15 protein-coding genes are annotated in these 17,533 nt (G+C 69.1%); 5 read left to right on the top strand and 10 right to left on the bottom strand.

The window, feature by feature from the left end:
- Together E3T42_RS00170 and E3T42_RS00165 are read right to left on the bottom strand one after the other, a co-directional pair.
- On the bottom strand, positions 1-966 hold a 966-nt coding region (locus tag E3T42_RS00170; protein ID WP_134402234.1), incomplete at its 3' end, for a type III polyketide synthase.
- Between the two features lie 104 nt (positions 967-1,070).
- Entirely contained in the window at positions 1,071-1,910 is an 840-nt protein-coding gene (locus E3T42_RS00165; protein ID WP_198415994.1) for a phosphatase PAP2 family protein, read from the bottom strand.
- Positions 1,911-1,989: 79 nt separating this feature from the next.
- Between E3T42_RS00165 and E3T42_RS00160 the strand changes: the two genes are divergently transcribed.
- From E3T42_RS00160 to E3T42_RS00150, 3 genes are all read left to right on the top strand, one after another.
- Positions 1,990-2,202, top strand: coding sequence for a hypothetical protein (locus E3T42_RS00160; protein ID WP_134366078.1), 213 nt, complete (start codon positions 1,990-1,992; stop codon positions 2,200-2,202).
- Positions 2,203-2,402: 200 nt separating this feature from the next.
- Positions 2,403-2,858 (top strand): Hsp20/alpha crystallin family protein, encoded by a 456-nt coding sequence (locus tag E3T42_RS00155; protein WP_134366079.1) that lies wholly within the window; start codon positions 2,403-2,405, stop codon positions 2,856-2,858.
- A gap of 153 nt (positions 2,859-3,011) precedes the next feature.
- Positions 3,012-3,950, top strand: a complete 939-nt coding sequence (locus E3T42_RS00150; RefSeq protein ID WP_134366080.1) for a phosphodiesterase — start codon at positions 3,012-3,014, stop codon at positions 3,948-3,950.
- Here E3T42_RS00150 and E3T42_RS00145 read toward each other — a convergent pair.
- The 7 genes from E3T42_RS00145 to E3T42_RS00115 all read right to left on the bottom strand — a co-directional run bounded on the left by E3T42_RS00145 (position 3,880) and on the right by E3T42_RS00115 (position 11,592).
- Positions 3,880-5,676 (bottom strand): stealth family protein, encoded by a 1,797-nt coding sequence (locus E3T42_RS00145; RefSeq protein ID WP_134402233.1) that lies wholly within the window; start codon positions 5,674-5,676, stop codon positions 3,880-3,882. The two genes, E3T42_RS00150 and E3T42_RS00145, sit on opposite strands and share 71 nt — an antisense overlap.
- Before the next feature lie 192 nt (positions 5,677-5,868).
- On the bottom strand, positions 5,869-6,297 hold the full coding sequence (locus E3T42_RS00140; protein WP_134366081.1) for a DUF1761 domain-containing protein: 429 nt from the start codon (positions 6,295-6,297) through the stop codon (positions 5,869-5,871).
- A gap of 32 nt (positions 6,298-6,329) precedes the next feature.
- The gene (locus E3T42_RS00135; RefSeq protein ID WP_134402232.1) at positions 6,330-6,740 is read right to left on the bottom strand and encodes a DUF488 domain-containing protein; all 411 of its coding nucleotides are present in this window, start codon (positions 6,738-6,740) and stop codon (positions 6,330-6,332) included.
- 32 nt (positions 6,741-6,772) lie between these two features.
- Entirely contained in the window at positions 6,773-8,863 is a 2,091-nt protein-coding gene (locus E3T42_RS17065) for a thioredoxin domain-containing protein (protein ID WP_241975730.1), read from the bottom strand.
- A 130-nt stretch (positions 8,864-8,993) separates the two neighbouring features.
- Positions 8,994-9,674, bottom strand: a complete 681-nt coding sequence (pnuC, locus tag E3T42_RS00125) for a nicotinamide riboside transporter PnuC (RefSeq protein ID WP_134366083.1) — start codon at positions 9,672-9,674, stop codon at positions 8,994-8,996.
- Between the two features lie 256 nt (positions 9,675-9,930).
- The gene (locus tag E3T42_RS00120; protein WP_198418082.1) at positions 9,931-10,758 is read right to left on the bottom strand and encodes an aldo/keto reductase; all 828 of its coding nucleotides are present in this window, start codon (positions 10,756-10,758) and stop codon (positions 9,931-9,933) included.
- Between the two features lie 75 nt (positions 10,759-10,833).
- Positions 10,834-11,592: a metalloregulator ArsR/SmtB family transcription factor gene (locus E3T42_RS00115; protein WP_134366085.1), complete on the bottom strand. Its 759-nt coding sequence runs from the start codon at positions 11,590-11,592 to the stop codon at positions 10,834-10,836.
- A gap of 126 nt (positions 11,593-11,718) precedes the next feature.
- On the opposite strand from E3T42_RS00115, the gene hrpA reads away from it, so the two are divergent.
- Both hrpA and E3T42_RS00105 read left to right on the top strand, forming a co-directional pair.
- Positions 11,719-15,606 carry an ATP-dependent RNA helicase HrpA gene (hrpA, locus tag E3T42_RS00110; RefSeq protein WP_174235697.1) on the top strand — a complete coding sequence of 1,296 codons (3,888 nt, stop codon included), beginning with the start codon at positions 11,719-11,721 and terminating at the stop codon, positions 15,604-15,606.
- Between the two features lie 29 nt (positions 15,607-15,635).
- Positions 15,636-16,646: an aldo/keto reductase family protein gene (locus tag E3T42_RS00105; RefSeq protein WP_134402230.1), complete on the top strand. Its 1,011-nt coding sequence runs from the start codon at positions 15,636-15,638 to the stop codon at positions 16,644-16,646.
- Positions 16,647-16,767: 121 nt separating this feature from the next.
- On the opposite strand, the gene E3T42_RS00100 is transcribed toward E3T42_RS00105, so the two are convergent.
- The gene (locus E3T42_RS00100; protein ID WP_134366102.1) at positions 16,768-17,520 is read right to left on the bottom strand and encodes an amino acid ABC transporter ATP-binding protein; all 753 of its coding nucleotides are present in this window, start codon (positions 17,518-17,520) and stop codon (positions 16,768-16,770) included.
- Positions 17,521-17,533 lie beyond the last annotated feature (13 nt).

The following is a 17,533-nucleotide window of genomic DNA, read 5'->3' as shown; positions in this document are numbered from 1 at the left end:
GGGCGGCGCCACCAGAGTCGCGACCGACCCGGCCGCGGCGTCCCCGCCCACCGCCGGCGCGAGCACCGCCGGCGCGAGCACCGCCGGCGCGAGCACCGCCGCGAGCTGGGCGTCCCGGGCGAACAGCGGTGCCAGGGCGCCCTCGATGTGCTGGTCGATGATGTGCGGCACGTAGGTGCTGAGGATCATCTCGAACCCCTCGTCGCCGATCTTCCAGGCCATGTCCTCCTCGCCGATGGGGGTGATGACCGTCTCGAACAGGTCGAGGTTGAACGCCTTCTCACCCGGCTCGGGGGGCCGGGCGCTGACGATCCCCGCGGCCGCCCCATCCGAGAACAGCGACGAGGCCACGATGGTGTCGGGGTCGTCGGAGGTGCGCAGGTGAAGCGAGCAGAGTTCGGCGCTGACGACGAGAACCACGGCGGTGGGATCGGCCTCGACGAACTGCTTCGCCGTGCGCAGCGCCGGCATCGAGGCGTAGCAGCCCATGAATCCGAGGTGGTAGCGCTGGGTGGCCGGGCTCAGCCCCAGCTCGCGTACGAGCATGTAATCGGGGCCCGGCGCGAAGAAGCCGGTGCAGGACACCGTGACAACGTGCGTCACATCGGATGCCTCGATGCCGGGACAGGCCGCGAGCGCGCGGCGCCCGGCTTCCACGAAGAGTTTGGTCGCCTCGACGATGTAGAGCTCGTTCCGCACCCGGGTGCTGGGTCGGAGCAGCCGCTGCGTCGCCGGGTCGAAGAACTGCGGGTCGGTCACCTCCGATTCCCGGGCGGGTGTGTCCAGGGTGAGTTCGTCGATGACGCTGTGCCGGGTGTCGATGCCCGACAGATTGAAGGAGACCGTCACCAGCCGTTTTCCGAGTCGGCTGAGATCCGGCTGCGACGCGAACACGTCGCGCACCTGCTCCTGGATCAATACTGTCGGCGGAACCACGGTCTGCAGCGCTCTGAGGGTGACGGACATGCCCTCAGTGTTACACGCAGGCCAGCCGCCCACACCCCCGGGACACGCGATGACGCGGACGGCACACGAGATGCTCAGCCGCCACGAAACCGATCGGCGCCGGCCTACGGCAGGCGCGAGAACAGCCGGGTGCCCGCGAACGCGACGCCCAGGCCCGCGGCGACGATCGCCGTGACACCGCCGATGTAGGCGATCAACGGGCCGGGGGTCTCGCCGAAGGCCCGGAAGTACGTGACCAGGAAGGCGGCCGCCGCCACGACGGCGAAGGGAACCAGAATCCGGAGCTGGACGCGGCCGCCCACGCCGGCCGATCCGCCGCGCGCGGCGGTCGACGCCCACGGCCCGCGGGTCAGCACGAGGCCGGCGACGCAGCCCCACACGGCCACCACCAGCAGCGCCGCGATCACGTCGCTGGGCCGGTGCCAGCCGTTGGCCAGTGTGGCCACCCCGGCGGCGATGGCGAACCCCGAACCGCCGAGTGCGGCCAGCCAGCGCGTGCGGGGGCTCGCTACCAGAAAGATGGCGAGAGCGGATGCCGCGGCCACGGTCGTGTGCCCCGACGGGAACGAGTTCCCGTCGTACCCTTCCACACCCAGGTCGGGCCGAGAGAGCAGCCCGCCCTTGAGCAGCTGGGTGGTCAGCACGGCCGCCAGCGCCGCGCCGAAGGCGACGATCAGAGTCTTGCCGTTGCGGCGCACGGCCGTGACGATGCCGGCGAGCACCAGACCCGCGACCACGGAGACCAGGGGCAGAGCATCAAGCAGCTGCTGCGCGAGCGGGGTCACGCTGCGGCGTCCGAACTCGGCGCCGTCGAAGGCGAGCTGGTCCATGGTCTGGCCGGCGAGGGTGCGCACGAAGAACAGGTAGATCCCGGTGAACACCAGGATGGCGGTGATCATTCCGGCCAGATAGCGAACGGGGCTGATCGTTGACGAGGTGCGCACATTCCACCTTCGCACGGCCCGCCTGGGGAAGCACCATCGAGCGCTCTTGACTCGGCAGGGGTCGGCGTACCGTTGAAATTTGAGAAAAGGTCATGGACTGGGCTGGTTCCAGCGAAAAGAGAAGACGAAGCGCGAGCCGGAACCGGGTGGTTTCACCGGTCTCGAAGGCGACTTCGAGGCGGAGCGGCGCCGCGCGGCCGCCGCCGCCCATGAGCCCACGCAGGCCTACGAGAACGACAGCCTGGACAAGCCCGTCTTCCCCGACTCGACCTCCGGATTGACGTACCCGTAGCCATCCATCGCGCAGGAAGCCCTTCGCTGAGCGCGAACAGAACGGGACCCTGGGCCGATTGCGGCACCGCTCAAGCGCGGTTACATTGGCAATAGTTGAGCGCCCAAGACTCAACTCTGGAAGCAAACCGCCCAAGAACCAGCCGGACCTCCGGTTCGATCCGACGATCTGACCAGACCCGGCCGATGAAAGGAATCGCTATGGCAACGTCCTATGACCCGTTCCGCGAGCTGGACCGAATGGCCTCCGCTCTGATCGACAACCGGGGCCCGCGCGTGATGCCGATGGACCTCTTCCGGGAAGGTGACCACTACGTGCTCAGCGCCGACATGCCCGGGATCGATCCGGGTTCGGTTGACATCGACGTCGACGGCCAGCTGCTCACGATCCGTGGGGAGCGCACCATGGCGAACCACGAAAACGTGAAGTGGATCACCCGGGAGCGCCTGGCCGGTTCGTTCCTGCGTCAGTTGAACCTGGGCCAGGGCATCGATGTCGAGAACATCAGCGCCACGTACAACAACGGCGTGCTGACCGTCACGATCCCCGTTCACGAGGCGGCCAAGCCCCGCAAGATCGAGGTGCAGAGTTCGGGCGAGCCGACGATGCAGGTGACGGAGTCCGCGAAAGCGGGCACGAAGAAGGCGAAGGCCTGACGAACGAAACGGGTGGGCCCGGAGCATTGCGCTCCGGGCCCTTCGTTGTGTTTTCGCGGTGTACACCGCATGTTCACCCGATGCTGATGCACTATTCGGAGTAGAGTCAGCGGACTCACCGAAGAGTTAACAGCACCAACGAATGGATATTCAGTGAACATTCGAACGGCCGAATACCCCAGGCCGGATCATTTCCTGCTTCACCTCAGCGACACCCACCTGCTCGCCGACGGCGGGCGCCTCTACGGCCGGGTCGACAGCACCGCCCACCTGGCCCGGCTGTTCGCCGACGTCGAAGCATCCTCGGGCCGCCCGGATGCCATCATCATCACCGGTGATCTGGCCGACAAGGGCGAACCGGATGCGTACGCAACCCTGCGCGGCATCGTCGAGCCGGCCGCCGCCCGGCTCGGAGCGCGGGTGTTCTGGGTGATGGGCAATCACGACGACCGGGCGGCCTTCCGCACCACGCTGCTGGACGAGGCGCCGAACACGGACCCGATCGACCACGTCGACTACATCGGCGGCCTGCGCATCATCACGCTCGACACCTCCGTACCCGGCCACCACTACGGCGCCGTGACCGACGCCCAGCTCGACTGGCTGGCCCGGGAGCTTCGCACCCCCGCCCCGGACGGCACAATCCTGGCCATGCATCACCCGCCCGTGCCGAGCGTGCTCGACCTGGCCGTCTCGGTCGAACTCCAGGACCAGTCCGCGCTGGCGCGGGTGCTGCGCGGAACGGATGTGCGCAGCATCCTGGCCGGCCACCTGCACTACTCCTCAACGGCCATGTTCGCGGGCATTCCGGTCTCCGTGGCCTCGGCCACCTGCTACACCCAGGACCTGAACGTTCCGGTCGGCGGCACCCGCGGCCGCGACGGCGCCCGCACCTTCAACCTCGTGCACGTCTACGCAGACACGGTGCTGCACTCGGTGGTGCCGCTCGGCGACTACCCGGCGCTCGACTACATCGAAGCGGCGGAGAGCGCCCGGCGCCTGGCGGGCGACGGCATCCGGATCATGCCCGCGGGTACTCTGCCAGCGTTCCGTGAACCCCCAATGACCACACCGATCCGGGTTCTGCGCTAACTGACAGCGGGCTAACCGACAGCGGGCTAACCGACAGCGCGCCGACCGACAACTCGCCGCCCGCCGGCACGGTCGGCGCCTGCCCGGCGTCGGCCTGGAACTCGCGTTCCCAGGGGGCGACGATCGGGAAGTACCGTTCGAGGAATTCGGTCACGGCCGCACGGCGCACATCGTCGGAGATCTCGGGGAAGCTGCCGTCGTTGAGGCAGAACATGTCCTGGTCGCGGCGTTTGCGCAGCTTGTTCATCTGGCGCAGGGCCAGTTTGAGGGTGGTCTCCACGTAGAGCGAGCGCACCTGGGTCTGCTCGACCGCGCGCCCCGTCATCAGTGCATAGAAGTGGTAAAGCGAGTTCGTGACCGAGATATCCGTCGCGGAGCGGAACCGGCTGGCCGCGGTGCGGGCGAAGTCCTCGGGGAACTCGGCCTCGAGCTCGGCCATCACGCTCTTCCGCAGCGGTGCCGGCGTGTGCTCGAGGTGCCGGGTGGTGACCTTGCCGAACCGTTCGCGCAGCAGCGCCCGGTTGACCCGGGCCGCGTTCTCGAACCCGCTTCGGCTGGGGTCGTTCTCGCCCAGGCCGATCCGGGTGGAGGCCTCCACGAATTTGGTGATGCCGCCCGGGGAGAAGAACAGCTCCGGTCCGACCGGGCGGCCGAAGAACATGTCGTCGTTGGAATAGATGAAGTGCTCCGCCAGCCCGGGGATGTGGTGCAGCTGGCTCTCCACGGCGTGCGAATTGTGGGTCGGCAGTGCGCTGGTGTCGGGGAAGAAGTCCTCGCTGCGCATGATCGTGACGCGCGGGTGCTCGGCGAGCCACTCGGGGGCCGGCGAATCCGTCGCGATGAAGATGCGCCGCACCCAGGGCGCGAACATGTACACGCTGCGGAGCGCGTACTTCAGCTCGTCGATTTGGCGGAAGCGGGCCTCAGACTCGTCGCCCGAGCCCACGACGTAGGCCTGCATGCGCTTGGCCCGTTCCCGCTGGAAGTCGCTGGATGAGCCGTCGACCCAGGAGAAGACCATGTCGATGTCGAAGCTGACGTCGCTGGCCAGGTCGTCGAACATGTGCTGCAGGGTGCGCCAGGTGCGCCCGAAGAGTTCGATCGTGGTCTCGCGTACCTCGGCGCGCGGCATCCGGGTGCGCATCAGCGAGTTCTCGACCGGGGCGACGATCTCGTCCTCACCGAAGTACCAGAGTTCGAGCTGAAAGGCCGTCTCGGCGCCGTACCGCAGGCGGCCGATCGGTTCGATCCGCGGGCGGTAGACCCGGAACACGGATGATGCGCGCAGCGTGGACAGGGCGCCGTCGGCCAGCAGCAACGGCTGGGTCAGGCTGCCGTCCAGCGGCAGGGCGTAGAAGGGCTCCTTCGCGAACGCTGCGATCAGGATGCGGGTGAGCTGCTTGCGGCGCTTGCGGTCGACCGCGATCACGGGCCGGTCATGGTCGCCGCGCACGAGCAGGAAGTCGATGCCGGCGGCGTCGAGCACGTCGGCGACGGCGAGCAGGTCCTTGACCCGGGACTCGCGCGGCGTGAAGTGTCCGTTGATCAGATTGATCTCACCCTTGCGCACGACGACGTCTTCCCGGTCGAAGCGGCGGGTGCGGGGGTCAGGGGTCAGCAGAACGAGCTCAGGCTCGTGGCTGATCGACAGTTCGGGGCTGGCCGACGTGGTGGCCGGGTCGAGCGGGGCATGCCGGTCGTCTTCTGGGCGATCGAAACTAGACATGGTCCTCCTCGAGAATTGGGAACACTGATTCTCAAGGCAACCGCGTGCAATGCCAGGGAGAGTGCGTCCGTTGGTACCGGACAGCCACGAACCCCTTCGAGTCAGGGAGCGAAGCAGCCGGTGGAACGCGGTGGCGCCTCCCCTAGTGTACGTCGCCGCCCTGACGCCGGGTGCGTGGTCGCTCTGGTGTCGCTACGGGGCGCCGATCCCGAACAACCCGATAATCAGAGCCATCAGCAGCAGGGTGACCAGTTCGTGCGCGATGTTGAGCACGGTGAGGCCCGCCGGGCGGCGATCGAATGCGTCGTGCGTGATCATGCGGGCCGCCGTGAAGCCGGCCCAGAGGATGAGCGCCGTCAGCAGTGCGTTGGCGAGGAAAGAGCCGCCGTAGAACGCCTGCACGATCGCCGCGGCGCCGGCCAGCACCCAGGCCGTGAGGAAGCTGACGACCACGGTGACGACGAGCGGGGCCGCCGAACCCGGGCGCACGCTCTCCTCGTCGTGGCCGACGGCCTTCATCCAGTAGGTGCCGAACACCCGGCGCGAATACCAGATCGCCCCGACTGCCATGCTCGACGCGGTGGCGAGGAGGACGGCCCAGATGTTTGTTTCGGGAACCATGTCGGAATCCTTTGGGAGTGGGCTTCGCCGGTTCAGGCGGAGCGGTTGGGTAATTGGGGATCGCGCGGTTCGGGGTTGTCGGCCAGATAGGCCGCGAGCACCCGGGCGTGGTTGACGACCGGGTCGCGGGCGCCGTAGACGAGGGTCGTCTCGGTGTGCGCGGCCGTGTTCCGGGCGAGGAGTGCCCTGAGCTCGGCCACGGCTTGCCGGGTCTGCGGCGCTGCCCCCAGTTCGGCGGTGTAGCGCTCCGCGAACTCGGCCAGCCGAGCGGGGTCGTGGTTCCACCAGGTGCGCAGATCGGGACTGGGGGCGACGTCCTTGAGCCAGAGATCGAGCCGGGCGTGCTCCTTCGAGACCCCGCGCGGCCACAGCCGGTCCACGAGCACGCGCACGCCGTCGGACTCCGCCGGCTCGTCGTAGACCCGCTTGATCAGGATGTCCATGCGGCCAGTCTCGTCTCGGTCGGGTACTTTCTCTAGTCCGCGTCTGCGGTCTGCGTTGCGGTCTGCGTTGCGGTCTGCGTTGCGACGGTCGGCAGGTCGGCCGGGTCGGTAACCGGCAGGCTGCAGACGAAATCGCGGCAGAGGTACGCCGTGGGCCGCTGGTCGCGCACGGTGCGGTCCCGGAACAGCTCGAAACCCGCGGCCGCGAATGCCTCGGCCTGGCCGTGGGTGACGGATGCGACGAGTCCGGCGACGCGACGGCGCACCGCGTCGAGCAGCTCACCGGACGTGCCCGGCCGGGCGTCCTCGTCCGGCACCACGACCACCAGTTGCTCGGCCGGACCGGCCAGCTCGGCCAGGAGACGGAGGGCCGCGCCGAACGCGAGCGGCCGCTCCCGGACGCGGTCGGCCAGCAGCGCCATCGCCGCCACGGCGGCCGTGCGATACCGGTCCTCGGCGGTCAGCAGGAACAGCAGGTGCGCCGCCTCGGCGGTCGCCGTGATCCCCGACGGGTAGGCGCCCTCCGACGGGTCGACCTCCAGGGCGAGGCCCTGGCCGGCCAGGATCGGGTCCGGGCCGTCCGGCGCTCGAAACGGCGTCCGGGCCGGGGCATTCCCGGCCGTGTGTGCGGTGTCGGCGGTGTTGGCGGTGTTGGCGGTGTTGGCGGTGTCGTCGGTGGTGTCAGTGGTGTCAGTGGTGTCAGTGGTGTCAGTGGTGTCGGCGGTTTCGGGTGTTTCGGCTGTGTCGGTGGTGGTCGATAGCGTGGCGTCGATCAGTCGGCGCGCTGCCGTGGCGTATCGCACCTCACCCGTCGCGAGAGCCAGCTCGAGGAGGCCCGATGCCAGCATCCCGAAGTCCTCCAGTGTGGGCTGGGCGGTCGACGTGCGCCCGGCGATCGACGCCCGCACGAGACTCCCGTCCCGGCGGAGGTGGTGCTCGAGCAGGTAGTCCGCCGCCCGGGCCGCGGCCGCCGTGAAGGTGGGCTGGTCGAAGGCGAAGCCGGCCCGGGCCAGCGCGGCGATGCCGAGGCCGTTCCAGCCGGTGAGCACCTTCTCGTCGAGTGCGGGCGGGGTTTCCTGCCGGCGGTCGTCTTCGTCGAGAGCGTAGTAACCGCCCTCGACGCGGCGCCCTCCGACGGTGCTTTCGGAGTCCTGCGCGCTGGCGAATCCGCCTCCGGGCAGGCCGAGCACGGTGATCAGGAAGCGTGCAACGCCCCCGGCGACGGAGCGCGCCCACTGCTCGCCGGTGAGCTGCCAGGCCCGGGTGTAGAGGTCCAGCAGTTGCGCGTTGTCGTAGAGCATGCGCTCATAGTGCGGATCACTCCAGTCGCGGTTGACGGCATACCGAAAGAAGCCGCCCTCGACTGAATCACGCAGCGGCGACGCCCCCATCCGCTTGAGGGTGCGCAGCGCGAGCGCCCGCCCGGACTCCTGCCCGGGTTCTTGCCGGGGTTCTTGCCGGGGCTCCGTGGCGCGACCGAGCAGGAAACCGAGAACCGGCGCGACCGGGAACTTCGGCGCGCCGCCGAAACCGCCGAAACGCGGGTCTTCCTGCGCCGCGACCTCGCCCGCCACCCGGTCGAGGTCGTCGTCGCCCGGCAGCTGCCCCGCGGGGATCTGCTGCGCGGCGGCGGCGAGCGCGTCGGCCACCAGCGACGCGCTCTCGGTGACCTCCGCGCGGCGGGTGGTCCAGGCATCCGTCACCGCCTCGAGCACCTGCCGGAACGACGGATGCCCCGGCAGCGGCAACGGGGGAAAATACGTGCCGGCGTAGAACGCCTGCCCCTCCGGGGTGACGAAGACGTTGAGCGGCCAGCCCAGCCCGCCCACGAACGCGCTGGCCGCGGCGAGGTAACTGGCGTCGACCTCCGGGTGTTCCTCCCGGTCGACCTTGATGCTCACGAAGTGCGCGTTGAGGTAGTCGGCGAGGTCCGGGTCGCTGAAACTCTCCCGGGCCATCACGTGGCACCAGTGGCAGGTCGAATAGCCGATCGAGACGAGCACGGGCACGTCGCGCAGGCGCGCCTCCACGAATGCCTCCGCCCCCCAGCCGTGCCAGTCGACGGGATTGTCGGCGTGCGAACGCAGGTAGGGGCTGATCGCGGCGGCGAGGAGGTTGGGCATGCCTCCATTGTGCCCGCCGCCCCCCGTGTGCGCCCGTAGCCGCCGGCCCGGCGGCGCAGCGCGCAGCGGGTACGCCCGGCTTGGTGCGCGTTCGCGCGGCCTAGTGCGGGTTCGCTCGGGTTCGCGCGGCCTAGCCTTGCCCGGTGAGTTCGCGGGCGACGAACTCCTGGCGGCGGCGCTGCACGCGCATCCAGATGAAGAAACCGGTGATGGTGAACGCCCCGTAGAAGAGGTAGAGCACGGCGGAGGCGTAGTACCCCGCGCTGAGCAGAAGCGGCACCCCGACGATGTCAACGGCCACCCAGATCAGCCAAAACTCGGTCCAGCCCTTCGCCATGCCGTAGGTCGCGAGCAGGGATCCGGTGAAGATCCAGGCGTCGGCCCAGACCGGTTCGAACGAGCCGAGCGCGCGGAAGATCGGCGTCAGGATCAGGGTGCCGGCGACCAGGCTCAGGCCGAGCAGGATGCGCGTGCGGTTGCCGGCCCAGTGCGGCGCGACCGCGACGTGCGTCGCGGAGTGGCGGCTGCGCGACCACTGCACCCAGCCGAAGATGGACACGACGATGAACATGATCTGCCGTCCGGCCTGGCCGAGCAGGTTGACCGGGTTCGGCGTGCCGAAGACGGCGCCGAGGAAGACCGTGAACAGGAGGGCATTGCCGAGGATGCCGACCGGCCACGCCCACACCTTGCGGCGCATGCCCCCGACCGCGCTCAGGATTCCGAACGCGTTGCCGATGACCTCACGCCAGAGAATGGTCTGGGTTCCGATCTGCAGCTGGGCGTCGAAGAGCCACTCAATCGGATTCATCCGTCATCTTCTTTCCGTTAACCACCCAAACCTATGCCCCCACCGCCCGCAGCCGAGCCCGCTCGTCCACTCCCGAGCCCCGACTGCTGCTGCCGAGCCCGCTCCCACCCCGCAGGTCTCGAACCAATTCGACGGAGATATTGCTCTAAAACCGCGGATCCGGGCCGTTTCGGGCCGTTTCGGGCAAAATCTCCGTCGAATTCGTTAGGGGCGCGTGGGCGCGTGGGCACGGCGGGGGGGGACGGAGGCGCGGGGGCTAGTTGACGTCGTTGGGGTGCGCGCTCACGCGGCCGGCGCGCTCGAGGGACGAGATCGTGGCCAGCTCCGTGCGGCTGAGCTCGAAGTCGAAGACGTCAAAGTTTTCGGCCATGCGCCCGCGGTTGCTGGACTTGGGGAAGACGATGTTGCCGGTCTGCAGGTGCCAGCGGATGACGACCTGAGCAGGCGTCTTGCCGTGCGCTTCGGCCGCGACGGCCACCACGGGCTCCTCGAAGAGCGGGTATTTGCCCTGGCCGAGCGGCCCCCAGGCCTCGATCCGGATGCTGTGCGCCCGGGCGAACGCGGTCACCTCCCGCTGCTGGTGGGCCGGGTGCAGCTCGATCTGGTTGACCGCGGGTACGACCCCCGTTTCCGAGATGACACGATCGAGCTGGGGCTCGAGGAAGTTCGACACCCCGATCGAGCGGGCCCGGCCGGACTCGCGGATCTGCTCGAGCGCCTTCCAGCTCTCGACGTAGCGGTCGTTGGCGGGCGCCGGCCAGTGGATCAGATAGAGGTCGACGTAGTCGAGCCCGAGCTTCTCGAGGCTCTCGTCGAACGCCTCGAACGCCGACTCGGTGCCCTGGCGGTCGTTCCACAGCTTGGTGGTCACGAACAGTTCGGAGCGGTCGATGGCGGATGTCGCGAGCGCGGCTCCGACCCCCACCTCATTGCCGTAGATGGCGGCGGTGTCGATGTGCCGGTAGCCCACCTGCAGAGCGTCACCGACGATGCGGGCGGTCTCATCGGGGTCGACCTTGAAAACGCCGAAGCCGAGCTGCGGGATGGTCTGGCCGTCGTTGAGGGTCAGTGTGGGCACGGAAATGGTCATCGGCCCACCCTAGGTCGCGGCCACGGCGGCAAGCTGAACGGCAGGCAACGGCCGGGTTACGAGACCGGGTCAAGCGCGCGCGTCGGCCCAGTCCCGGCCCAGCCGCAGGTGGCACAACTCGGGACCCACGAACGGGCGCAGCTCGATCTGGTCCGGGTCGCGGCCCAGATCGCGGGCAACGCCGCGCACCAGGCCCAGGTGAACGGAACAGATGACCTCGGTGTTCCGCCGCGCGTCGTCCCGGAACGGGCAGGCGTGCAGCGCGATGACCGGGGCGGCGGGAGCAGTGGCGGCGGGAGTGGGAGCGGCAGCGTCGGGAGCGGCAGCGTCGGGAGCGGCAGCGTCGGGACCCGACGCCGCGGCATCCGTCGCCTCGTCGGGGTCGAAGCCGAGCCGGTCGAGGATGCGCAGCAGCGGCCGGACGCCCTCGTCGGCGGTCCCCCGCAGCTCGTCGGCGTAGGCCGAGGACCAGCGTTCACCGGCGCGGGTCGCCCGGGCGCGCCCGCGGTCGTCATCCTCGGCGAGTGCACCGGCGAGCACCCGGCTCATGTCGTGCTGGGCGCCGTCTTCGCGCGTGGCCGGTCCGGCCGTGAAGAGGATGCGAGGCCGCCCCCTGGTGCCCGCGCGGTCGACGGCACGGCGGATCAGGCCGGCGTTCTCGAGCTGGTCGAGGTGGAACCGGGCCGTCGTCACGTGCAGCCCGACGCGCCCCGCGACCGCGGCCGCGTCGAGGGGAGAGGCTGAGTCCATCAGGAGGTCGAGCACCTGACGGCGGGCGTCGGACGCGAGGGCGGCGTGTCGGTCCCCGTTCCCTTCCTCAGTGTTCATTCTTTGATGCTAACATCGTGCGGTTTAAGCGCCACCCCGAGTCAAGACAGAGGCAAGACAGAGACGCGACGGAGGCGAGACGAAGGCGCGACAGACCTCAGGCGGAGGTCATACGATGGAAGGCTCATGATCCCCGTCACTATCACCTTCCCGCCCGAGCTTCCGGTCAGCCAACGACGGGACGACATCGCGCGCGCCATCCGCGACAACCAGGTGGTCATCGTCGCCGGCGCGACGGGCTCCGGCAAGACCACCCAGCTGCCGAAGATCTGCCTGGAGCTGGGCCGGGAGAACATCGGGCACACCCAGCCGCGCCGCCTCGCCGCGCGCACGATCGCCGAGCGCATCGCCGAGGAGCTCGGTCAGGAGGTCGGCCAGACAATCGGTTACCAGGTGCGATTCACCGACCAGGTCGGCCCCGACACCCGGATCAAGCTGATGACCGACGGCATCCTGTTGAACGAGATGCACCGCGACCGGATGCTGCGCAAGTACGACACGATCATCATCGACGAGGCGCACGAGCGCAGCCTCAACATCGACTTCCTGCTCGGCTACCTGCGGCAGCTGCTGCCGCAGCGCCCCGACCTCAAGCTGATCATCACCTCGGCCACGATCGACCCGCAGAGCTTCGCGGAGCATTTCGCGGCGCCCGACGGCACGCCGGCCCCGATCATCGAGGTCTCCGGTCGCACCTTCCCGGTCGAACTCCGGTACCGCCCGCTCGTCGCCGAGGTCATGGACACGGACGACGACGAGACGACGGATGCCGCGCCCGGCGTCGACCGCGACTACATCGAGGGCATCTCGGCCGCGCTCGACGAGCTCGAGCGGGAGTCCAACGGGGACGTGCTCGTCTTCCTCAGCGGTGAGACCGAGATCCGTGACGCGGCGGACGCCCTGCAGGGCAAGTACGCCTCCTCGGGGCGCACCAGCCCCACCGAAATCCTGCCGCTCTACGGCCGGCTCTCCTCCGCCGACCAGCACCGGGTCTTCCAGCCGTCGACCGTGGCCGGAGTGCGGCGCCGGATCGTTCTCGCCACCAACGTGGCCGAGACCAGCCTGACCGTGCCCGGCATCCGTTACGTCATCGACGCCGGCACCGCCCGGATCAGCCGGTACAGCGTGCGCTCCAAGGTGCAGCGGCTGCCGATCGAGGCGATCTCGCAGGCGTCCGCGAACCAGCGGTCCGGCCGAAGCGGGCGCACCAGCGACGGCATCGCCATCCGGCTCTACTCCGAAGAGGACTTCGGCCGCCGGCCCGAATACACCGAGCCGGAGATCCTGCGCACGAACCTGGCCGCGGTCATCCTGCAGATGATCTCCCTCGGCCTCGGCGACATCGCCGCCTTCCCCTTCCTCACCCCGCCCGATTCCCGCGGCATCAAGGACGGCCTCGACCTGCTCGCCGAGCTCGGCGCCGTCGCGCCCGGCGCCGCGGGTCACGGCGCCGGCGGCAAGACCGAGAGCAAGCCCGGCATCTCCAAACTGACCCGGATCGGCCAGCAGCTCGCGAAACTCCCCATCGACCCGCGGTTCGGCCGGATGGTGATCGAGTCCAAGACTCAGGCCGTCAGCCGTGAGGTGATGGCGATCGTTTCCGGGCTCACCATTCAGGACCCGCGCGAGCGCCCGCTCGAGCGCCGCGCGCAGGCAGACCAGCAGCATGCCCGGTTCGCGGACCCCACCAGCGATTTCCTGAGCCTGCTGAACCTCTGGAACTACCTCGAGGCACAGCAGAAGGAGCTCGGCTCCAGCGCGTTCCGCCGCTTGTGCAAAAACGAGTTCCTCAACTATCTGCGCGTGCGCGAGTGGCAGGACGTCTACAAGCAGCTCCGCCAGATGGCCAAGCCCCTCGGCCTCCACATCGGCGACCCGACCGTGAACCCGGACGGCATCCACCGCGCCCTGCTGGCCGGCCTGCTCTCCCACATCGGGCTCAAGGACACCGCGAAGAAGGACTACATCGGCGCACGCCAGCAACGGTTCGTGATCTTCCCCGGCTCGGCGCTGGCGAAGAAGCAGCCGAACGCCGTGATGAGCGCCGAACTGGTCGAGACCAGCCGTCTGTTCGCCCGGATGAACGCCGTCGTCGACCCCGCCTGGGCCGAACCCCTGGCCGGGGAACTGTGCAAGCGCAGCTACTCCGAACCGCACTGGGAGAAGAAGCAGGGCGCCGTCGTCGCCTACGAGCGGGTCACCCTCTACGGGGTGCCGATCGTGCCCCGCCGCCGGATCCAGTTCTCCCGCGTCGACCCGGCCTACGCGCGGGACCTGTTCATCCGGCACGCCCTCGTCGAGGGCGAGTGGGACCTCGACCGGATCGACCAGAGGGTCACGGCCTTCGACCGCGCCAACACGAGCCTGCGCAAGGAGCTCGCCGAGCTCGAGGAACGCACCCGTCGCCGCGACATCCTCTTCGATGACGAGGCCGTCTTCGAGTTCTACCAGAAACGTATTCCGGCCGACGTATGCTCCACGCGCACCTTCGAGACCTGGTGGCGGCAGGCACGGATGCAGACGCCCGACCTGCTCACGATGACCGCAGACGCCCTCGTCCCCGAGGACGCCCCCGAGATCGATGAGGCCGTGTTCCCGCCGATCTGGCGGCAGGGCGACCAGAAGTTCAAGCTGAGTTACCGGTTCGAACCGGGCGAGGAAGACGACGGCGTGGCCGTGCAGATCCCCCTGTCCCTGCTCGCGCGGCTCTCCCCCGCCGGGTTCGACTGGCAGGTGCCCGGCCTCCGCGCCGACCTGGTCACGGCCCTGATCAAGTCACTGCCGAAGAGCATCCGGCGCAACGTGGTACCCGCCGCCGACTGGGCCAGGCGGCTGCTGAACGAGCTGCCCCCCGCGCCGGGCGAGGTCGGCACCGGCGCGGTCGGCGGCTCGATGTTCGACCCGGTCGACACCCCCTTCGCCGAGACCCTGGCCGCGCTGATCCAGAAGCTCACCTACGTGCCGGTGAGCGTGCACGACTTCGAACTGACCCGGGTGCCGGCCCACCTCCGCATGACGTTCCGGGTGGTCGACGAACGCGGGCGCGCGATCGCCTCCGGCAAGGACCTGGCCGACCTGCAGCGCCGGCTCGGCAATCAGGCCCGCGAGAGCGTCGCCGCGGCATCTGCTGCCACCCCCACCAACGCGATCGAGCGCTCCGGGCTCACCACCTGGGAATTCCCCGAGCTGCCCCGATTCCTCGACACCCGGCAGGGCGACAACACCATCCGCGGCTACCCGACCCTGGTCGACGAGGGCACGTCGGTGGCCATCCGGATGATGAGCACCGAAGCCGAGCAGGCCCGCACTCTGCCGGGCGGGGTGCGCCGCCTGCTCCTGCTGGCCACGCCCTCCCCCGTCGCATACGTGCAGCAGCACCTGACCGGGGCCGAGAAACTCTCCCTCGCCACCAGCCCGTACCGCACCACCCAGGCCCTGTTCGACGACTGCCTCGCGGCGAGCGTCGACGACGTGCTGTTCCGGGTGAAACCGGACGGCCAGGTGTTCATGCGCGCCGAGTTCGACACCATCCGCGACCGCGTATCCGGCGTGGTGATGGACTCCATGTTCGATACCGTCGGCCTCGTCGCCCGCATCCTCGCCGCCGCCCGCGCCGCCGACAAGGCCCTGAAGGCGTCCACCAGCATGGCCCTGCTACCGGCCCTGACGGATGCCCGCGCGCAGCTCGCCGGGCTCGTCTACCCCGGTTTCGTCAGTGCCACCGGGCTCGTGCAGCTGCGGCACCTGCCGCGCTATCTGGCCGGCATCACCGCCCGGATCGTGAAGCTGGGCGACAACCCCAGCCGCGACCGGGTCTGGATGAACGAGAGCCAGGCCGCCACGGCCCGGTTCGAAGACGCCGGCGGAAAGATCCCCCTGCAGGCGAGTGCCGCCGCCAACCTGGTGCGCGCGCGCTGGCTGATCGAGGAGCTGCGGATCAGCCTCTTCGCCCAGGAGCTCAAGGCCGCCGAACCCGTCTCGCTGCAGCGCATCCACAAGGCCCTGACCGGTTAGAACCGCGCGCAGCCACCTAGGCTGAAAGCATGGAATTCCGCTACCTCGGCTCTTCGGGCCTGAAAATCTCCGAAATCACCTACGGCAACTGGCTCACCCACGGTTCCCAGGTCGAAAACGACGTCGCCACGCAGTGCGTGCACACCGCGCTCGACGAGGGCATCACCAGCTTCGACACGGCCGACGCCTACGCCAACACCCAGGCGGAGTCCGTGCTCGGCGCCGCCCTCAAGGGCCAGCGCCGCGAGAGCATCGAGATCTTCACCAAGGTCTACTGGCCCACCGGGCCGCGCGGCCACAACGACGTCGGGCTCTCCCGCAAGCACATCATGGAGTCCGTCAACGGGTCGCTCCGCCGCCTGCAGACCGACTACGTCGACCTGTACCAGGCTCACCGCTACGACACCGAGACCCCGCTGGAAGAGACGATGCAGGCCTTCGCCGACATCGTGAGGCAGGGCAAGGCGCTCTACATCGGTGTGAGCGAGTGGACGGCCGCGCAGCTGCGCGCCGGCCACACCCTCTCCAAGGAGCTTGGCTTCAGCCTCATCTCCAGCCAGCCGCAGTACTCCATGCTCTGGCGCGTGATCGAGGACGAGGTTGTGCCGACCTCCCGCAAACTCGGGATCGGCCAGATCGTCTGGTCCCCCGTCGCCCAGGGCGTGCTCACCGGCAAGTACAAGCCCGGTCAGGCCCCGCCAGCCGGCTCGCGCGCGACCGACCTCAAGGGCGGCGCGGACATGATCAGCCGATTCATGAACGACGACGTGCTCACCCGGGTGCAGAAGCTCAAGCCGATCGCGGACGACCTGAATCTGTCGATGGCGCAGCTGGCCGTCGCCTGGGTGCTGCAGAACGACAATGTCTCGGCCGCCCTGGTCGGCGCCTCGCGGCCCGAGCAGGTGCGTGAGAACGTCAAGGCAGCGGGCGTGACGATCCCGGCCGAGAGCATGCGTCAGATCGACAAGGTGCTCGGCAAAGTCGTGGAGCACGACGCCGCGATGACCTCGGCCACCGCGCCGCAGAGCCGCCCGGCGTAATCCCCGGGCCGCTCAGCCCCACGGCGCGGCCCGCCGGCCCCACGAAAATCGCCGTTCGCGCCGAGAGTTCCCGCACCAGCGGGCATTCTCGGCGCGAACGGCGATCGTGAGTCGCGAGGGGCTAAAGCACCTTCGACAGGAACGCCTGCGTGCGGCGGTGCTGCGGGTTCGTCAGGATCTCGTCCGGGTCGCCCGCTTCGACGACGACGCCGCCGTCCATGAAGACGAGCGAGTCGGCGACCTCCTTGGCGAAGCCCATCTCGTGGGTGACCACGATCATGGTCATCCCCGACTTGGCCAGACCCTTCATTACGTCGAGCACCTCGCCGACGAGTTCGGGGTCGAGTGCGCTGGTCGGCTCGTCGAAGAGCATCAACTTGGGCTCCATCGCGAGCGCACGGGCGATCGCCACGCGCTGCTGCTGGCCGCCGGACAGGTGCGCAGGGTAGTACTCGGCCCGTTCCGCCAGGCCGACCCGCGCCAGGAGGGCACGCGCCGTCTGCTCGACCTGCGCCTTCGGCAGGCCCTTCACCCGGATCGGGGCTTCCATCACGTTCTGCAACGCCGTCATGTGCGGGAACAGGTTGAACCGCTGGAACACCATTCCGATGTCCCTGCGCTGCCTCGCCGCTTCCTTGGGCGCCATCTCATACAGCTTGCCGTTCGCCTCCCGGTAGCCGATCAGCTCGCCGTCGACGCTGAGCCGGCCGGCGGAGAGCACCTCCAGATGGTTGATGCAGCGCAGGAACGTGGACTTGCCGGAACCGCTGGGCCCGACCAGGCACATCACCTCGCCGCGCTTGACCTCGAGGGAGATGCTCTTGAGCACCTCATTCGAGCCGAAGCTCTTCGAGACCTGCTCGGCGAGCACCATGGGTGGCGCCGTG

This window comes from Cryobacterium sp. TMT4-10, from assembly GCF_004403275.1.
Taxonomy (GTDB): Bacteria; Actinomycetota; Actinomycetes; order Actinomycetales; family Microbacteriaceae; genus Cryobacterium; species Cryobacterium shii.
The sequence above is the reverse complement of the archived record's forward strand: the minus strand, read 5'-3'. Positions and strand labels throughout refer to the sequence as shown.